The following is a 17,608-nucleotide window of genomic DNA, read 5'->3' on the forward strand; positions in this document are numbered from 1 at the left end:
AGAAAGTTGGAAGACCGATGTCCGAAGTCCGAAGAAGATTAACCAGAACTTTCTTCCGACTTCGGTCTTCAGACTTCCGACTTCGGACTATTGGGGCAACAGCACGCCGTCGATTACATGAATGATTCCATTCGATGCGGGCACTGATGCAACCACCGTTGCAGTGCCGTTGATCACGGTCTTGCCGTCTTTTTTCGAGATAGTAATATTGCCGCCATTCACCTGGTTCAGTGTTTGGCCATCCTGCAACATTTCAGGTTTGATGATGCCTACATACACATGGTATTGGAGTATGTCTTGCAGGTCTGCTTTTTTATCATCTTTCATCAGTGCATCTAGCGTTGCTTTGGGCACTTTTTCAAATGCAGCATTGGTGGGGGCAAATACGGTAAAAGGTCCGGCGTTGCTCAGCACATCTACCAGCTCGGCCTGCTTTACTGCAGCCACCAGCGTTGTGTGGTCGGGCGATGCCGCGGCAACTTTCACCACGTCTTTTGCCGATTCATCGTCCTGCACCGCCGACTGCCCGCCGAGGGATGCAGCTTCGGTATTGTCTGATGCTGTTGCAGTTTCGGCAGCACCGTTGCCACAAGCCGAAATACTTGCGGCGATCAGTGCGGTAAAAGCAAGGTGAACAATGCGTTTCATAATCATTTGTTTTGGCAAGTTGATGTTAGGAAATAGAGTCCGGCAAGTGGTAAAAGACTTTGCTTTTTACTAAATATGCTATTGGGTCTTTACCGTCTTTCCGGACTCTTATTTTATTTAAGGTTTAACTGCTGATGTATCGGCAGGGGCGGCTTTGTTGGTGCCGGTGCTGAAGTGCAGCGCCACGCTGGAGCCTGCAGGCGATACCCTCAGGTAGCCTTGCATTTCCTGGTGCAGTGCCGAGCAGAAGTCGGTGCAATAGAATGGGAAGATGCCCACTTTTTCTGCTTTCCACTTCAGGGTTTGTGTTTCGCCGGGCATTACCAAAATCTCCGCAGTGTTGGCGCCTTTGATAGCAAAGCCATGGGGCACATCCCAATCCTGCTCCAGGTTGGTTACGTGGAAATAAACCTCGTCGCCCACTTTAATGCCTTCAATGTTATCCGGTGTGAGGTGCGAACGGATGGCAGTCATCCACACATGCACCTGGTTGCCTTTGCGCTCCACTTTGGCCTGCCCTTCGCCTTTGGCTGCAAACGGATGGGTGTTTTCTTCGATTTTGAAAATTTTCCGTTGTTTGTCTTTGATTAAAGCGGCCGGAAGTGCTTCGGCATAGTGTGGCTCACCGGTGGTGGGGAAATCAAGCAGGAGCTTCATTTTTTCACCGCTGATGTCGTACAGCTGTGCGCTTTGGGTCAGTTCGGGGCCGGTGGGCAGGTAACGGTCTTTGGTAATTTTGTTATACGCTACCATGTATTTGCCGTGAGGCTTGGTGGTGGGGCCGCCCGGTACCGACAGGTGACCAATAGAATAGTAAGTAGGAACGCGGTCCAGCACTTTCAGGGTTTTGATGTCCCATTTTACAATCTCCGACGAAACGAACATCGAAGTGTAGGCATTACCGCGGCCGTCAAACTCGGTGTGCAAAGGTCCGAGGCCTGGTTTCTGAACTTCGCCATGCAGCACTGCGTCGTATTTCAACACGGGGATGCCGTCGTAGTTGCCTTCAAATGATTTGTTGGCAATGGCTTCCTGCATTTTGGTAAAAGAAAATACAGGGATGGTAGCGGCCAGTTTACCCGAAGCAACAATGTACTCGCCGGTAGGATCGGTGTCGGTTCCGTGCGGGCTCTTGGGGCATGGGATCATGTAGAGCAGGTCGGGAAACTCGGTGGGATCCAGCACCAGCACTTCTTTCTTCATGGTTGAAGTAGCAGTGTGGGTGTTTTCGTCGTACACATTGTGTGCATAGTTCACCGCCTGTTTTTTAGCACGGCCGGCTTTTACATACTCCTCTGCTTTTTTCCAGTTTACTGCCATCACAAAGTCTTTGTCCCGGGCCGAAGCGTTTACTTCTAGCAGGGTGTTGGCTTTTTCGGAGTTGTAGCAGCTAAAGAAGAACCAGCCATGCGATTTGCCTTTACCGGCACGCGACAGGTCGAAGTTGAGTCCCGGAGTGCGGATCTGGAACGCAATGTTCATTTCACCCGACTGCTGGTTGATGGAAACAAAGGAAATGGACCCTTTGAAATTGTCTTTGTACGTGTTGATGGGCACGTCGCCATTCTGGTCATCCAGCGGCACGCTGAAACGGGTGGCGGCTACGATGTACTCCGAGTTTTGGGTAATAAACGGCGAGGCGTGGTTACCGGCGCTGTTCGGGATCTCCAGTATTTCCGAGGTGCGGAAAGTAGTGAGGTCGATACGGGCCAGGCGTGGTGTGTTGTTGCCGTTGGCAAATGCCCAGCGGCCGTCGTGTTCGCCATTGGTTTGCGATAGGGCTATGTGGTGCAGGTCATCCCAGGGCACTTCGCCATGCGATGTATTGAGCAGCGGTTTGGTTTCTTCGGAAAAGCCATAGCCGCTTTCGGTGCTTACCGAAAACACGGGCACAATGCGCAGCAGGCGTCCCGAAGGAATGCCGTATACGCCGATCTGGCCATTGAAGCCGCCGGAAACTATGTTGTAAAATTCATCGTATTTGCCCGGTGCAACATACACTTTGGAAGCTGCATCGGCGCTGGCTGTGGAGGTGGCCCCGCCTTTTGGTTTGCAGCTATGCAAGCCGCCCAACAGGGTGGCCGCAGCTGCCGTGGCAAGGAACAATCGGTTTGTGAAGCGTTTCATATTTGCACTTGTTTGTGTGGAAAAAATTGGAGTTGACCTGTGGTATTTTCGGTTGTGTTTGAACGTGATTTTTTATTTGAAAGAAGCAGCTGTCCTTTTATTTGGCGCCGTCGTTCTGGCGCATAAATTCAAGCAGGTGCAGGGCTTCGTCTTTCGATACATTTTGATTGGGCATTTTCACCAGGCACTCTTCCAGCAGCTTTTGCGCATCAGGGTCTTTTTGCAGCATTTCATCAGGGTTGGTGGTCATGGCTACAATCCAGCCTGGTGTGCGGCGTTTCGTGATGTCTTTCCAGCCGGGGCCTACCAGTTTTTCGTCGGTCAGCTTGTGGCAGCTCTGGCATTTCATTTCGTACATGCTTTTGCCCGCGGCCACCCACTCCGCATTGAGCGGGCTGTTTACCTGCACTTCTTCAATGGCAAAACCCGAAGCGGCTGGTGTTTCTGTTTCGGTGGCGGCAGCGGTGTCGTCGGCTGGTGCGGCATTGTTGCTGCCACAGGCCCAGAGCAGTATAGCTGCTGCCAGGGCGGTAAATAAGGCTCCTCTGGAAAATCTTGTTTTGTTCATGTTTGGTGGTGCGACTTTTAAAAAAGACGTCAATGTCTTTTAATGCTCAAAAGTAACCCCGCCCCCTGCCCTGTTCGGTGAGGGTTGTCAACGAAATTGTTGACTTTGATCATGCCCTGAAAAACACGGCATCGGTAGTTTCGAGCCTTATCTTGGGCGGATTTTTTTTTTAATAAAAAGCCTTTGATAAACACAACGCGGCAGGCCAAACCTGCTGTTTTATTTAAAAAGTATACAGCAGGCCGGCAAGCCACAGAAACGAAAACACCATGCTATTTTCCAAATCATTTGGTTACGCCTTGCGGGGCATTTTATATGTAGCGTTGGCACAGTCGGAGGGGCGGCGGGTGCAGGTGGATGAGATATCCGAAAAATTGGGCGTACCCCGGCATTTTTTGGGCAAGATCCTCAACCGCATGGTAAAAGAAGGTTTGCTGCAATCGGTAAAAGGCCCGTATGGCGGCTTTGCGCTGGCGGCGGCCACGCTGCAAACCCCGTTGCTGAAGCTGATTGAATTAACCGACGGGCTGGGCACCTTTAATAATTGTGTGCTGCGCCTGCATGCCTGCAATGCCGTTAACCCCTGCCCGCTGCACCACCAGGTAATGGATATCAAAAACAACCTGCAGCACATGATGATGGGCACCCTGGTTTCGGACCTGATGATTGGCGACCGCGAAGCATTTATCCGAAGCATTGCCACCGAAGAATTGGATGGCCTGCTTCAAAAAATTACGAACCATGACGAACACGATGCTTGACATACCCACCGTATCGGCCATAGTGCGGAAAGACTACCGTGCGGCGGATGTTTTTAAAAAATGGGGCATTGATTATTGCTGCAGCGGCAACGTGCCACTGGCCGATGCCTGTGCCCAGAACGGTGCCGACCCGCAGGAGGTGCAGCAGGAACTGGATTTGCTGGCCGACAATTTATTGTCGCCGGAGATAAAGGCCGCCGCCGATTGGCCGCTGGATTTTTTGGTGGACTACCTGGTGCATGTGCACCACGCCTACCTCAAACGCGAACTGCCCCTGCTGCGCAACATGCTGCGGGGTTTTGTGCACAACCACCGCCAAACTTTTCCGCAGCTCCGCGAAGTAGAAGACGTGTTCAACGACCTGGCCGCCGAACTGGCCGACCACAACCAGCAGGAGGAAGATTCCATTTTCCCCTACCTCAAACAAATCATCAGCACCCATAAACGCAGGGAAACCTACGGCTCCTTGTTTGTGCGGGCACTGGGCCGACCGCTGGGCCAGCAGGTAGCGGCCGATCATAAACGGATTGCAGCGCTGCAGTCGCATCTGCGCACTGTTACCAACGGGTACTACTTCAGCCCGGACAGCTGTGTGAGCCAGCAGGTGATTTACCAGAAGTTTAAAGAGCTGGACGACAACTTGAAAGTGCACAAGCACCTGGAAAATAATTTGCTTTATCCAAAGGTGCTGCAAATGGAACGGGAACTTTTGGAAGTGTGAGGTCTTTTAATACACCGGATAAAAGCTACACGTTAGGAAGCTGTCATCCCGAACTCCATTCGGCATCTCCTGAACATAAAAGGAGTTATGATCAAACTCATGTAATCAAATCAATCGCCGATAGAATGGAATAACGGTTCACTGCATTAAAGCAATTATATGCTTACCTACTTCCTGCTTTGGTTTCCCATGTTATTCATCGCCATTGACAACGGCGCCCTCCGCGACCTGGGTTATAAAAAACGCCTGGGCGAAGCGGCTGCCCACCGCCTTTCCACCATTACCCTCATCTTATTTTTTGCGCTGTACATCGGTTGGGCCATACAAAAATTTCCGCCCGAAAATATAAGTAAAGCCTGGCTGGCAGGCCTGTTGTGGCTGGTAATGACGCTGCTGCTGGAAACCGGCATGGGATTAAAACAGGGCAAAAGCTGGCGCCAGATTGCCGCCGACTACGACATTACGCAAGGCCGCATCTGGATCCTGATCCCGCTGTGGGTGCTGGTGGCACCGGCACTTTTTTACACCATCTTTAATTGACTGCACTAACGCGGTACATTTCCTTTCAAACGGTCTGTTCAAAACCACTGCATATACTGCCCGTTTGGTAATCGCTGTGTTTTTATTTGCGTTAAAACAAAACTCTAAAGCGAAGCCTTTAATACCTGGCAGAACAACCAGAACCTTTACGCTTAACCCTAAAGCCCCGGTTAGCGGAAATTAGAATAAATTCGCCCACAGAAACTGATTCAACCACCGGAACGATTGCCCGTTGGCAACCCATCGGACCACTGAAAATTTTCAGGATACAGCATGCCACAACTATCCAGCAGGCAGGCAACGGTGTATGCACTGCTTGTTTTTGCAGGCACCATTGCCCTCAGCTATTTTTATCCCGGTTATACCATTACACTGAGTGGCCTCTTGGTGGTTATTTTCCTGTCCGTTTTTGTGCAATCGAAAGGTGCCACCATTGTTGCCGCTGTGGTTAGCTGCGCGGTGCTGCTGGCTTTTATGGCTTTCAACCAGGACCATATCGACATCACACGGGTGTGGATGGAGTTTTATTTTATGCTGGTGCTGGTGTTGTTCACCACCCTTATTGTTTTATACATTAAATCCCTGATCCGGCGCATGCAGTTCGATAAATCGCACATGACATCGCTTTTTGAAAATGCCACCGAAGGCATTTTGGTAACCGACAACCGGGGCCTGATTATCCTGGCCAACCCATCGGCGCTGCGCATGTTTGCCTACGAGCCCAAAGAGCTGTTGGGCAAACCCGTGGAAGTGCTGCTGCCCAAACGCTACCGCGCAGGCCACTCGCAGCTGCGCGAAGGTTTTTACCAGGAACCGCAAAACCGCACTATGGGCTCGGGCCGCGACCTGTATGGACAAAAGCAGGACGGCAGCTCGTTTCCAGTGGAGGTAAGCCTCAGTGCCTACAAGCAGCAAAACGAGCAATATGTGATTGCTTTTATTGTGGACATTACCCACCGCAAGGAAATTGAGCAAAGCATGCTGAAGCAGCAGCAGCAACTGGAAAAAGTAACCAACGACATTCGCCGCCTCAACGCCGAGCTGGAAGCCAAGGTGGAAGAACGCACCGTTATTTTAAAAGAAGCCCTGCAGCGCCTCGAGCAGTCGCAGGAAGAACTGAGCGAAGCGCTGGACAAAGAACGCCAGCTCAACGAAATAAAAGGCCGTTTTGTATCAATGGCTTCCCACGAGTTTCGTACGCCGCTCAGCGCGGTGCTGTCGTCGGCTTCGCTGCTGGCAAAATACACCACCTCGGAGCAGCAACCCAACCGCGACAAGCACATCAACCGCATCCGCGATTCGGTAAAACACCTCAACGACCTGCTGGAAGATTTCCTGTCGCTGGGCAAGCTCGACGAAGGAAAGATCGGCGCCGTGTTCCTGCCGTTTCACCTCAGCGACGCCATTGGCGAAACGGTGGAAGACATGAAGGGCCTGCTGAAAGAAGGCCAGCACATTGAATACCACCACGATGGCCCCAACGATGTGGAAAGCGACCGCAAGCTGCTCAAAAACATCCTGATCAACCTGATTTCCAATGCGCTTAAATTTTCCGATGCTAACGCCACCGTAATGGTGCGCAGCAATGTGGCGGCCGGCGAAGCAAGGATATCGGTTACCGACCGCGGCATCGGCATTTCCGAAGAAGACCAGAAACACCTGTTCACTACATTTTTCCGCGGCAAAAATGCCCTCAACATCCAGGGCACCGGCCTGGGGCTCCATATTGTGAAACGCTACGCCGATATGTTGCAGGGTACGCTACATTTGCAGAGTATATTAAACCAGGGCACAACCATTACCCTGACTTTTCCTATAAACCACAACGCTGATGGCAAAGACTATTTTGGTAATTGATGACAACAACGACCTCAGGGAAAATACCGCAGAGATCCTGGACCTGGCCGGCTACCGAACACTTACGGCTGCCAACGGCAAACAGGGCGTGGATGTAGCGGTTCGGGAAAAACCATCGCTGATCGTTTGCGACATCATGATGCCCGAACTGGACGGATACGGTGTGCTGCACCTGCTGCGCAAAAACCCCGACACCCAGAACATTCCTTTTATTTTCCTGACGGCCAAAACCGAACGGAGCGATTTTCGGAAAGGCATGGAAATGGGCGCCGACGACTATGTAACCAAGCCATTTGAAGATATAGAACTGCTCAATGCCATTGAGGTGCGCCTGAAAAAGGTGGACGTGCTGGAAACCAAATATGCGCCCACACCACAGGGTTTGACCCAGTTTGTGCGGGACATTAAGGACACCGGCATGCTGAAGCAGCTTTCGGAGCAATATGCCGTGGAGCAATATGCCAAAAAGCAAAACCTCTATGCCGAAGGCAAGCGGCCCCGCTTTTTGTACTACCTGGTAAGCGGCAAGGTAAAAGCATACAAAACCCACGAAGACGGCAAGGAATACATTACCGACCTGTACAGCGCTGGCGATTTTGTAGGCTACAGTGCCCTGATTGAAGACAAGAACTACGACGATACCGCCATTGTGATTGAAGATGCCGAACTGATGCAGATTCCGCGGGAAGACTTTTTGTCGATGATCTACAGCGATGTGAACATTGCCGCCAAGTTTATCCGCATCATTACCCAAAACGTAAAGGAAAAAGAGGAACGCCTGCTGAGCCTGGCTTATTCTTCGCTGCGCAAAAGGGTGGCCAAAGCGCTGGTGGACATCAACGGCAAGTTCAATGCTGCAGGCACCAACACCAACCCGGCTACTCCCATCAACCCCATCGAAATTTCCCGGGAAGAAATTGCCCAGTATGTAGGTACCGCCACCGAATCGCTGATTCGTACGCTGTCGGATTTTAAATCGGAAAAACTGATCGATATCCGCAACGGAAAGATTGTGGTGAGCGATACCAACAAGCTTAAAAACCTGTTGTACTAAGCAAATACAAACCCAGTTGCCGGGGTGGCAAAGATTTTGCAGCTCATCTGTAAAGCCGCTCCTCAATTATATCGCATAAAAAAAGGGAGGGCTTTTGGCCTTCCCTTTTAAACTTTTAGCGGGAAGGTTAGTCCATCCCATTTGCTAAGCCCCATATCCCTTCAAAGCCAGCCCCACTTCCTATAACCAAAACCACCTGTGCTGTATCAGGTAATTGTTTCATATAACGCATTACCTTGCCGCACTGATCTGAACTAATTCATTTTTATTGTAAAAAACACCCCCTATTTATGAAAGCGACTAACCTGCTCTCATTGTGTGCTGCGATTTTTGTGCTGACTGCCTGCGAAAAAGAAGACAATGCCGTAACCCGCCCCGTTCAGTTTACCTCCACCACGTACAAAAGCCTGGGTGGACACGACGACAAAGGCAAACCCGACAACCTGTTGCCCAAAGACCAGATTTCGCCGGCTGTAAGCAACCTGATCACCGGCTCGCTGCCCGAAAACAAGGACATGCGCACCTCCAACCCCGAACTGCTCAAGAGCAAATCTTTTGAAGACATCGCGGTAACGCAGCAGTCTGACATCTTCCTCACTTTTGTGAGCCATGGTACTATTTCCAACTACAACACCATTGCATTTTACACCTACCCCAGCAACCAGCCGCCCAAAAGCCCCAAGGACATAAAGGACATTACCTACATTTTCCCTAATGCCGGCTACCAAACGCCGTTGCAGTCGGGCGACAAGGTAAAAATCGGCCGCTTTGAGCCGGGCACTTCAGTGGGTTTTGTGCTGATGCAAAATGCCTGGAACCCCACCACAAAAACCATCAATAAAGACGCAGTGCATTTTTGCGCCAATGATATTTTGAACCCTGAAGTGGACCCGAACCTGAAAAAGCACACCGTGCTCATCAACTACCCGGCGGAAAACAAAGTGCTGATTGGCTTTGAAGACATGGACCGTACCCGCGAAGATTGTGACCACGATTTTAACGACGTGGTGTTGTATGCCACTGTTGTGAAGCTGTAAGCTGCAGTGCACAAGGAGTAATTTTTGTGCTAAAAAATATTAAGGGCAGGCCACCGGATTTTGTTGCTACAAACTGGGGGCCTGCCTTTTTTATTTTACAACTAAATAAAAGCCGAAACCCTCACCGGCAGCGGTTTTCAGCAAAATGAGCAACTTTCTCTGAAACTGCATTTTAGCTGCATTGGCCCCTGCTGAACCTGCTTATTTTTTGGCTTGACGATTATCTTACCAAAAGATAACATGCGTCACCCCCGGGGGCACAAACGGACGGTAGTTTTGTGGCATGCTACCTTCAGAGATCAATCCATTATTAATTCGCAAATACAACCAGCCGGTGCCGCGATACACCTCGTATCCAACCGTGCCGGTATGGGATGAGCAATTGGATGCCGACGCCTGGAAGGAAGCCTTCCGGCAACGGTTCGATGAGCAGAACCATACCTCGGGTATTTCGCTGTACCTGCACCTGCCCTTTTGCGAATCGCTGTGCACTTATTGCGGTTGCAACAAAAAAATAACCACCAATCACAAGGTGGAGGACGACTACATTGCCGCCATTGAAAAAGAGTGGAAACTGTACCGCAAGCTCATTAAGCAAACGCCGGTGATTCGTGAAATTCACCTGGGCGGCGGTACCCCCACATTTTTTTCGCCGCAAAACCTCGACCGGATCATGCGCATTTTGCTTAAAGACAGCATTGTGCACCCGGGCCGCGAGTTTAGCGTGGAAGGGCACCCCAATAATACTACCCGCCAGCACCTGCAGGTGTTGTACAAAGCAGGCTTCCGCCGCATTTCGTATGGCGTGCAGGACAACGACCCCGAAGTACAGCGGGTGATCAACCGGATACAGCCTTTTGAAAATGTGGCAAAGGCCACCGCAATGGCCCGCGAAATTGGATTTACTTCGGTCAACTTCGACCTGATTTATGGCCTGCCGCTGCAAACCCTGGCTAGTATTGAACGTACCATTGAGCAAACCATTTCGCTGCGGCCCGACCGCATCGCGTTTTACTCGTATGCCCACGTGCCCTGGACCAGCAAGGCACAGCGCCTGTTTGATGAAAGCCACCTGCCGCCGGCCGAACTGAAAGTGCAGCTGTACCTGAAAGGCAAAGAGCTGCTGACGGCTGCCGGCTATACCGATATTGGCATGGACCATTTTGCCCTGCCGCACGACGAGTTGTATAACAGCTGGAACAGCGGAAAATTGCACCGCAATTTCATGGGCTATACCACGCAGCAAACCGGCCTGCTGTTGGGCCTCGGTGTTTCTTCCATTTCGGACATTGGCACCGCTTATGCCCAAAACGAAAAAACCCTGCACGATTATTACGCAGCCATCAATGCCGGCAGGCTGGCCATTAAAAAAGGCTACCCGCTCAGCGCCGAGGACCGCTCGTTCCGCAAATATATCCTGGACATCAGCTGCCGCGGAGTAACGCATTTTGAGCCCAAAGACCTGACCGTGTTGCGGCAGTACAGCTTTCCAAAACTGGAAGCATTTGCCGAAGACGGACTGGTGGAATGGGATGAAAAAGGCGTGGCGTTAACGGCGCAGGGCCGCCAGTTTATCCGCAATGTGTGCAGTGCATTCGACCTGTATTTACAAAGGCAACTGGAGGCACCGCCCAAGCCGGTGTTCAGCCAGGCAATATAAATTTTCTTATGTGTGTTGTTTTTTAGCGCAAGGCCCAGGGGATCACATCCTTTGGGTTTTGTGCTTTTAGGAGGGGTATGCTTTTACATGTCAATGAGTGTAGGTTCGAAAACATAAATTCACCGTAGGCTGTCCTACCGAATTCCATTCGGCATCTCCTCCTACCTCATTAACTCTAACTAACAGAAGGGGATGCCGAAACAAGTTCGGCATGACAATAACTTACTTCAGAAATGTATTCAACGGAATAGGCAAACCCGCTTTCTCTAAACCATACTACGACAGCGGCTCGGGCCGCGGCGCACTGCCCGCCGGACGTGACTTATCATCGGGCAGCGGTATAAACTCGTGGTCGTCGTTGGGTGGTAAAATAATGCGCCCCTGTTTCCAGTCTTCCTTGGCCTGTTCAATCCGCTCCTTGCGGGACGAAACAAAATTCCACCAGATAAAACGTTCGCCCAGCGGCTCGCCGCCCAGCAGCATCAGCGTAGTGTGTTCCTGTGCTTTAATCAGCGGGTCAACGCCTTTGGTAAACACCAGCATTTGCCCCGCGTTATATGTAATGCCACCAATTTCCACACTGCCCTTGGCAATATAAAAGCCCCGCTCGGCATGCTCTTGCGGCAGGCCAAAACGGGCACCAGGCTCCAGCACCACGTGCAGGTAAAACAGAGGCGAAGCCGTTTGCACACCATTGCTCAGGCCATAGGCTGTGCCGGCAATCAGCCGCATCCACACACCGGTATCGGTAAACACCGGCAGTTGTTCGGGTTTATAGTTGGCAAATGATGGCGCTGCTTCTTCGTCTTTTTCGGGGAGGGCCACCCAGGTTTGGATCATTTCCAGCGTGCCGCCAGCCAGCGCTGCGGGGTCTTCAAGCCGCTCGGAGTGGGCAATGCCGCGGCCAGCCGTCATCCAGTTCACTTCGCCGGGCCTGATGATCTGCTCCACGCCCAGGCTATCGCGGTGGGTAACCTGCCCGCCAAAAAGATAACTGACCGTGGACAAACCGATATGCGGATGCGGCAACACATCCAGCGTGGAAGGCTGCGGGGGCACATTGGTAACGGGGCCGGCATGGTCCATGAAAATAAAAGGCCCGATCATGCGGCGCAGCCTGAACGGCAGTATGCGCTTTACTTTCATCGATTCGGAGATGGCGGCGTTGCGGGCTTCAATAACGATATCGAGCATGGGTGGTGATGTTTTGCGAAGCAGCTTGAAGTTACTGCTTCCGGGCCAGAAGCGTTTTATGGAGTGGTTATCGATGGTATTTAGACCACTAATAATTTCGCACTGTTTTCATTCAATGCATGTCTTCAAACCTGTCCAACGCATGCATATTTACTTGCAATTTTATGCCTGCAAATAGGGACCAATAAAACAAGCCTAAAAGCAATGACAGCCCAACTTATGGGCTGTCATTGATAGGATTTAATACAATCGTGATGATGTGCTACAAACGGATATTCAACCATGAACCGGGCATCTGATTTTTACTAACACTATCCGTGGATGATGTGCTTTTCCTTACTGCCGTAACACGATCATTCACCCACGCCATCCGCTTCATCATCGCCCATAAAGCCATCCAGTTCGCGACGTTGTTTTTTCGTGGGGCGGCCAATTTTGCTTTGCCGCTTGCCGGTATGAAATGATGGGGCAGTAAACTTGGTTACGTCCAGTTCTTCCTCCGGCGTCATGTCGAGGTAGTACTTGATGGCTTCGCTATACGCCTGGCGGTTGTGCAGCAGGCCCGTTACTTTGATCACCCATTTACGGGCTTCGGTTTTTACTTCATATTCGTCGCCCACAGCCACGCTTTTAGCCGCTTTTACCGACGTGCCGTTTTGCTTTACCTTACCGGTATCGCAGGCAGCCGCAGCCAGGGTGCGGGTTTTAAACAGGCGTATGGCCCAGAGGTATTTATCAATGCGCAATTTTTCTTTTTCCGCCATGGGGCAAAATTAGTCCACTCCTGCACACAAGGCATAGATCAGTGCTTGTTAAAAAAAGGATGGATGAACCTACTGTATTGTGGGAACCAAGATTTGATGCCTGCAGCATTTCTACCAACTGTGTTGCCTATATTTAATGGACCAAATTAACGGTATGAACAAGATTGCACCTCTATTTGCCGGTGTGCTGTTGGGCACCGCCGCACAGGCACAGGAAACCATCATCAATCAAGAAGTACTGCAGCATCGGGCCCAGAGCTACCTGCAAAAGCTAACGGACACTTCAGCGCTGGGCAAAATACCGAATATAGCAGTGGTGGCAGCCGGCCACAAAGGGGTAATAATACTGCCACAGGACGGCATGACCTGCATTGTGCCCGACACCCGCGGTATTGCAGCCATACCCAATGCAATGGAAATAAAAAAAGTGCCGGAAGCAGGCCGCATGCCTAATGCATGGAACGGCAAGATAAAAGTAATGCCTGTGAAATAATGGCGCGGTGGATTGCGAAAGCTGTAAGGAATTTTACACGACGCCTAACTACCAAACAAAAAGAAGTTAACCAAAACCCTTATGAGAACAACATCAATTGTTATTTTTTTGACTTTTCTATCAACTGAATCATTTGCGCAAAACTCAAAATCATTATTGCGAAATTGGATTAAAACATCTGTTGAAAATTTATCAGACAAGGCAATAGCGCCAGATACGCTTTACACAAGGTATTCGTTCGCTAAGTCACATTTGAACATAAGCTTTTACCCGGGCTGGAATGATTACACACAGTCATGGTCGAAAAGTGGAAACGATTTGACATTGGGCTTCGATACCTATAAAATTGAGGTGCTTAATGACACAGCACTGACGATTGCTTTAGATGGTTTCCGCCGCTTCAAGTTTTTATCAGAAGAATATTTAAGTAACAAAGCAGAACACCTCGATTCGATTGGACAATATGATAATAGGCCATTATTTAGGGCAAATAGTTTTATCACACCGCGATACAAAGGGAACGGTTCGTTTAAAGATTATGTGCAAAAAGATTTGGAAGGCTACAACATTAAGAAAGCAAGTTATTTCTTAGCAACCTTCATTGTAACAGAAGAAGGAAAAGTTGAAAATATAATCGTACACAATGGAATTTCAGCTGGCTTCGATGCTGCTGTTTCAAAACAACTTTCAAAAAGTACGAACAATTGGACTCCTGCTAAATTCAACGGCAAGCCAATTCAGACCAAAATGATTTACGAAATCAAGTACCTGAATTCCTTAACGCCGACGAGCTCCGGTATTTTACAATAAATCAAAATTGGGAATACTACTCACAGCGGCCGGCAATAGTACAAGCTGACATCACGAACAGATTTTCTTTAATACACTCAAATACAGTTTATGTGGAAGCGCCACTAATTTCTGCGCTACGGCAAAAGGATTTCAATAACGCTGCAACCGTGCATAGCATTTATGCCATTTCCGGCTTGCATTCCAACTGTTCGATCTTTTGGCGCAGGTCGGTCAGCATCATTTTCTTTACTTCATGTTGGGCATTGTTGGTGTGAAGTGCTACTGCCCGGATAAATGCAAAGCGTAACACAAATCCCCAAAAAATAGTGTTGACCAAAAGAAAAACTGCTGTTTTCAAAAAGTTTTCTTGCAACTGATCATAGAATTTCGAATCCCATAAATAAAACATCATTGGAATCCCAAAACTGGTCAACAAGATTTCCCGTTGCAGATGCTTTCGCTTCTTTAGAAACGCTTCCATAAAAGGCGATTGGCGGTAGGCTTGCAAGTGCACGCCAAAGCTTAAGCGTTCATTCCATTTATTCGCCTTTTCTGCTTCCTGCAGTTGCGCCAGCTTTTCATCGATGAGTTGCAACACTTCGTTTTTCTGCATGCATTAAAAATAAAAAAGACGGAGCAAATGCCCCGTCTTCCAAGATATTTTAATGCGCCGGTTTTTTAGCCTTCGGCAAAATAGCGGTGAAAATGCGGGATGGTTTCGATGCCTTTGTAATAGTTATCGAGGTTAAACTTTTCGTTGGGCGAATGCAGGTTATCGCTATCGAGGCCAAAGCCCATGAAGATGATTTTTACACCCAGCTCTTTTTCCAAAATAGCACAAATAGGAATGGAGCCGCCACCCCGCACCGGGATGGGATCTTTGCCAAATGTTTCTTTAATGGCCTTAGCTGCAGCCTGGTAGCCTTTGCTGTCGAGCGGCGTCATGTACGCTTCGCCACCGTGCAGGTTGTAGGCATTTACCGTAACCGATGCCGGCGCAATGCTGCGGAAATATTCCAGCATCATTTGCGTGATCTTTTCCGAAGATTGATTGGGCACCAGCCGCGCCGATATTTTGGCAAATGCTTTTGAAGGTAGCACTGTTTTAGCACCTTCGCCGGTGTAGCCGCTCCACATGCCGTTTACTTCCAGTGTGGGTCTGATGCCGGTACGTTCGTTGGTGGTAAAACTTTTTTCGCCCCACAATTCCTGCACACCCAGATCCCTTTTATACTCCGCCTCATCATATGGTGCACGGGCCATCAGTTCCCGCTCTTCGGGGGTTGCTTCCACTACATCATCATAAAAACCGGGAATGGTGATGTGGTTGGCTTCATCGTGGCAGGACGCAATCATTTTTGCCAGAATGGTAGCCGGGTTGGCAACAGCGCCGCCATACACACCGCTGTGCAGGTCGCGGTTGGGACCCGTAACTTCCACCTGTATGTATGCCAGTCCGCGAACGCCTACATCCATCGAAGGGTTTTCCAGCGACAGCATAGCGGTATCGGAAATGAGGATCACATCACACTGCAGCAACTCTTTGTTATCGGCAATAAACTGTTCCAGGTTAGGCGATCCTACTTCTTCTTCGCCTTCAATCAAAAACTTAATATTGGTAACCTGCGTGCCGGTTTGCACCATCGTTTCAAATGCTTTTAAATGCATGTAAAACTGGCCCTTGTCATCGGCCGAGCCACGGGCATATATTTTACCATCTTTGATCACCGGCTCAAAAGGGCCGCTGTGCCACAGCTCCAGCGGGTCGGCAGGCTGCACGTCGTAGTGGCCATACACCAGCACGGTAGGTTTAGATGGATCAATGATCTTTTCTCCGTATACCACCGGGTGGCCGGCGGTGGGCATTACCTCGGCGCGGTCGGCACCGGCTTCGCGCAGGCGCTGGGCCACTGCTTCGGCGCATTGCTGCATGTCGGCATTATTCTCGGTTTTTGCAGAAATAGAAGGGATGCGGAGCAGTTCCAGCAGTTCCTGCAGAAAGCGGTCTTTATTTTGTTCCTGATACTCTTTCCAGGTTTGTTGCATAAAAAATCAATCGTTAATGTGAACAAATAAATAAGCGGTTAAAGATAGGGAGTTAGCGTACTGGTCTGGCCACTTGCAGATGCATTTAGCTGGTTAGTACCCTTACCAGTGGCCTGACCAGTAAGCGCCCTACTCTCCTTTTCTACCCTTCAATGCGCCAGCTTTGGTGATCATGGCACTGCCAAAACGGGCTTTCAGGTCATCTACCGTTTTATACAATTCCAGCTTTTCTTCGGGCCGGTCGAATAAGTTCATCTGCATCGTCATCGGTATCAGGTGGCTAAACTTTACCCCCAGCAACCGCACTTTCTCGCCACGGCGGTACAGCTTTGCAAACAAGGCTTTTACCCGCGCCAGCAACACATCATCCAGTGCCGTGTATTCCATTACTTCCTGTTTCGAAACAGTAGTAAAATCCGAATACCTGATTTTTACGGTTACACATCCTGTTAGCTTTTCATCGCGCCGCAAATCATAAGCATTCCGCTCCGTCAGTTTCAATAGTTCGGTGTGCAAAAACTGCCCATCGCTGCTGTCGGCATCAAAAGTTGTTTCATGCGACAGCGACTTTTGTTCGCTCCAGCCCTCCACCGGGTTATCATCTATCCCCATCGATTTTTCCCAAAGCCGGCGCCCCCATTTACCCAGTTCCCGCTCCAGCGCATCGGGGCCGCGTTGCGCAATTTGTGCAATGGTGTTGATGCCGATGCTGCGGAGCTGCATTTCGGTTTGTTTGCCCACCATCGGAATTTTATCTACCGTCATGGGCCACAAAAACGCCGTTTCCTTGCCGGCGGGTATTTCCAGAAAACCATTGGGCTTGGCTTCGCTGGTGGCCATTTTGCTCACCAGTTTGGAAGTGCTCAGTCCGTATGAAATGGGCAACCCAGTTTCGCGGATGATTTTCTCCCGCAGCTCGCGGGTGTACTGGCTGGCGCCAAAAAAGCGGTCCATGCCCGTGAGGTCGCAATAAAATTCGTCGATGGAAGCTTTTTCAAAAAGCGGCACTGCGTCGGAAATGATGCCCGTAACCACACGCGAATAATGACTGTAATCGCCGCGGCTACCCGAAATAAAAATCGCTTCAGGGCAAAGGCGTTTGGCAGTAGCCGAAGGCATGGCGCTGTGGATACCAAACTTGCGGGCTTCGTACGAACAGGCGGCCACAATACCGCGTTGGCCGTTGCCACCCACAATGAGCGGCTTACCCTTCAGCGCAGGGTTTTTCAACACCTCCACCGATACAAAAAATGCATCCAGGTCGAAGTGGGCTATGTGGCGCTGTGGGGGCATGTTGCAAAGGTAAACGGAACGGGTGATGCGCAGGATTTTGAAAGGATTTGCAA

Annotated in this window: 17 protein-coding genes; 9 read left to right on the plus strand and 8 right to left on the minus strand. The window is 50.1% G+C overall.

Features of this window, described 5'->3' with window-relative positions; translation table 11 throughout:
- Positions 1-87 precede the first annotated feature (87 nt).
- From EPD17_RS19590 to EPD17_RS19600, 3 genes are all read right to left on the minus strand, one after another.
- Positions 88-648, minus strand: a complete 561-nt coding sequence (locus EPD17_RS19590; protein ID WP_132056130.1) for a fasciclin domain-containing protein — start codon at positions 646-648, stop codon at positions 88-90.
- Between the two features lie 117 nt (positions 649-765).
- The gene (gene nosZ, locus EPD17_RS19595) at positions 766-2,775 is read right to left on the minus strand and encodes a Sec-dependent nitrous-oxide reductase (protein WP_132056131.1); all 2,010 of its coding nucleotides are present in this window, start codon (positions 2,773-2,775) and stop codon (positions 766-768) included.
- Positions 2,776-2,872: 97 nt separating this feature from the next.
- Complete coding sequence (locus EPD17_RS19600) at positions 2,873-3,343, minus strand: c-type cytochrome (RefSeq protein ID WP_132056132.1); 471 nt, start codon at positions 3,341-3,343, stop codon at positions 2,873-2,875.
- A gap of 269 nt (positions 3,344-3,612) precedes the next feature.
- Between EPD17_RS19600 and EPD17_RS19605 the strand changes: the two genes are divergently transcribed.
- From EPD17_RS19605 to hemN, 7 genes are all read left to right on the plus strand, one after another.
- On the plus strand, positions 3,613-4,104 hold the full coding sequence (locus EPD17_RS19605) for an RrF2 family transcriptional regulator (RefSeq protein WP_114236364.1): 492 nt from the start codon (positions 3,613-3,615) through the stop codon (positions 4,102-4,104).
- The gene (locus EPD17_RS19610) at positions 4,085-4,825 is read left to right on the plus strand and encodes a DUF542 domain-containing protein (RefSeq protein WP_165929676.1); all 741 of its coding nucleotides are present in this window, start codon (positions 4,085-4,087) and stop codon (positions 4,823-4,825) included. The genes EPD17_RS19605 and EPD17_RS19610 overlap by 20 nt, the downstream gene beginning before the upstream one ends.
- 159 nt (positions 4,826-4,984) lie before the next feature.
- Entirely contained in the window at positions 4,985-5,365 is a 381-nt protein-coding gene (locus EPD17_RS19615; RefSeq protein WP_132056134.1) for a hypothetical protein, read from the plus strand.
- Positions 5,366-5,638: 273 nt separating this feature from the next.
- Positions 5,639-7,222 (plus strand): sensor histidine kinase, encoded by a 1,584-nt coding sequence (locus tag EPD17_RS19620; protein ID WP_240040687.1) that lies wholly within the window; start codon positions 5,639-5,641, stop codon positions 7,220-7,222.
- Entirely contained in the window at positions 7,197-8,276 is a 1,080-nt protein-coding gene (locus tag EPD17_RS19625; RefSeq protein WP_114236361.1) for a response regulator, read from the plus strand. The genes EPD17_RS19620 and EPD17_RS19625 overlap by 26 nt, the downstream gene beginning before the upstream one ends.
- A gap of 290 nt (positions 8,277-8,566) precedes the next feature.
- Positions 8,567-9,313: a DUF4114 domain-containing protein gene (locus tag EPD17_RS19630; protein ID WP_132056135.1), complete on the plus strand. Its 747-nt coding sequence runs from the start codon at positions 8,567-8,569 to the stop codon at positions 9,311-9,313.
- Between the two features lie 283 nt (positions 9,314-9,596).
- Positions 9,597-10,973: an oxygen-independent coproporphyrinogen III oxidase gene (gene hemN / locus EPD17_RS19635; RefSeq protein ID WP_132056136.1), complete on the plus strand. Its 1,377-nt coding sequence runs from the start codon at positions 9,597-9,599 to the stop codon at positions 10,971-10,973.
- Positions 10,974-11,249: 276 nt separating this feature from the next.
- Here the strand turns inward: hemN and EPD17_RS19640 are convergent, their stop codons facing one another.
- Together EPD17_RS19640 and EPD17_RS19645 are read right to left on the minus strand one after the other, a co-directional pair.
- A complete protein-coding gene (locus tag EPD17_RS19640) occupies positions 11,250-12,167 on the minus strand; it encodes a pirin family protein (RefSeq protein ID WP_132056137.1) in 918 nt (305 codons plus the stop codon).
- 353 nt (positions 12,168-12,520) lie between these two features.
- Positions 12,521-12,931: an RNA-binding S4 domain-containing protein gene (locus EPD17_RS19645; RefSeq protein WP_114236357.1), complete on the minus strand. Its 411-nt coding sequence runs from the start codon at positions 12,929-12,931 to the stop codon at positions 12,521-12,523.
- A 154-nt stretch (positions 12,932-13,085) separates the two neighbouring features.
- Between EPD17_RS19645 and EPD17_RS19650 the strand changes: the two genes are divergently transcribed.
- Complete coding sequence (locus tag EPD17_RS19650) at positions 13,086-13,424, plus strand: hypothetical protein (RefSeq protein WP_132056138.1); 339 nt, start codon at positions 13,086-13,088, stop codon at positions 13,422-13,424.
- Positions 13,425-13,505: 81 nt separating this feature from the next.
- Positions 13,506-14,234: an energy transducer TonB gene (locus tag EPD17_RS19655; protein WP_132056139.1), complete on the plus strand. Its 729-nt coding sequence runs from the start codon at positions 13,506-13,508 to the stop codon at positions 14,232-14,234.
- A gap of 160 nt (positions 14,235-14,394) precedes the next feature.
- On the opposite strand, the gene EPD17_RS19660 is transcribed toward EPD17_RS19655, so the two are convergent.
- From EPD17_RS19660 to dinB, 3 genes are all read right to left on the minus strand, one after another.
- A complete protein-coding gene (locus tag EPD17_RS19660; RefSeq protein WP_132056140.1) occupies positions 14,395-14,811 on the minus strand; it encodes a hypothetical protein in 417 nt (138 codons plus the stop codon).
- 83 nt (positions 14,812-14,894) lie between these two features.
- Positions 14,895-16,262, minus strand: a complete 1,368-nt coding sequence (locus EPD17_RS19665; protein ID WP_132056141.1) for a dipeptidase — start codon at positions 16,260-16,262, stop codon at positions 14,895-14,897.
- A 129-nt stretch (positions 16,263-16,391) separates the two neighbouring features.
- Positions 16,392-17,555, minus strand: a complete 1,164-nt coding sequence (gene dinB / locus EPD17_RS19670) for a DNA polymerase IV (protein WP_132056142.1) — start codon at positions 17,553-17,555, stop codon at positions 16,392-16,394.
- Between the last annotated feature and the right edge of the window lie 53 nt (positions 17,556-17,608).

Source organism: Pseudocnuella soli, assembly GCF_004347775.1.
In the GTDB taxonomy this organism is placed as follows: domain Bacteria; phylum Bacteroidota; class Bacteroidia; order Chitinophagales; family Chitinophagaceae; genus Flavisolibacter; species Flavisolibacter aquaticus.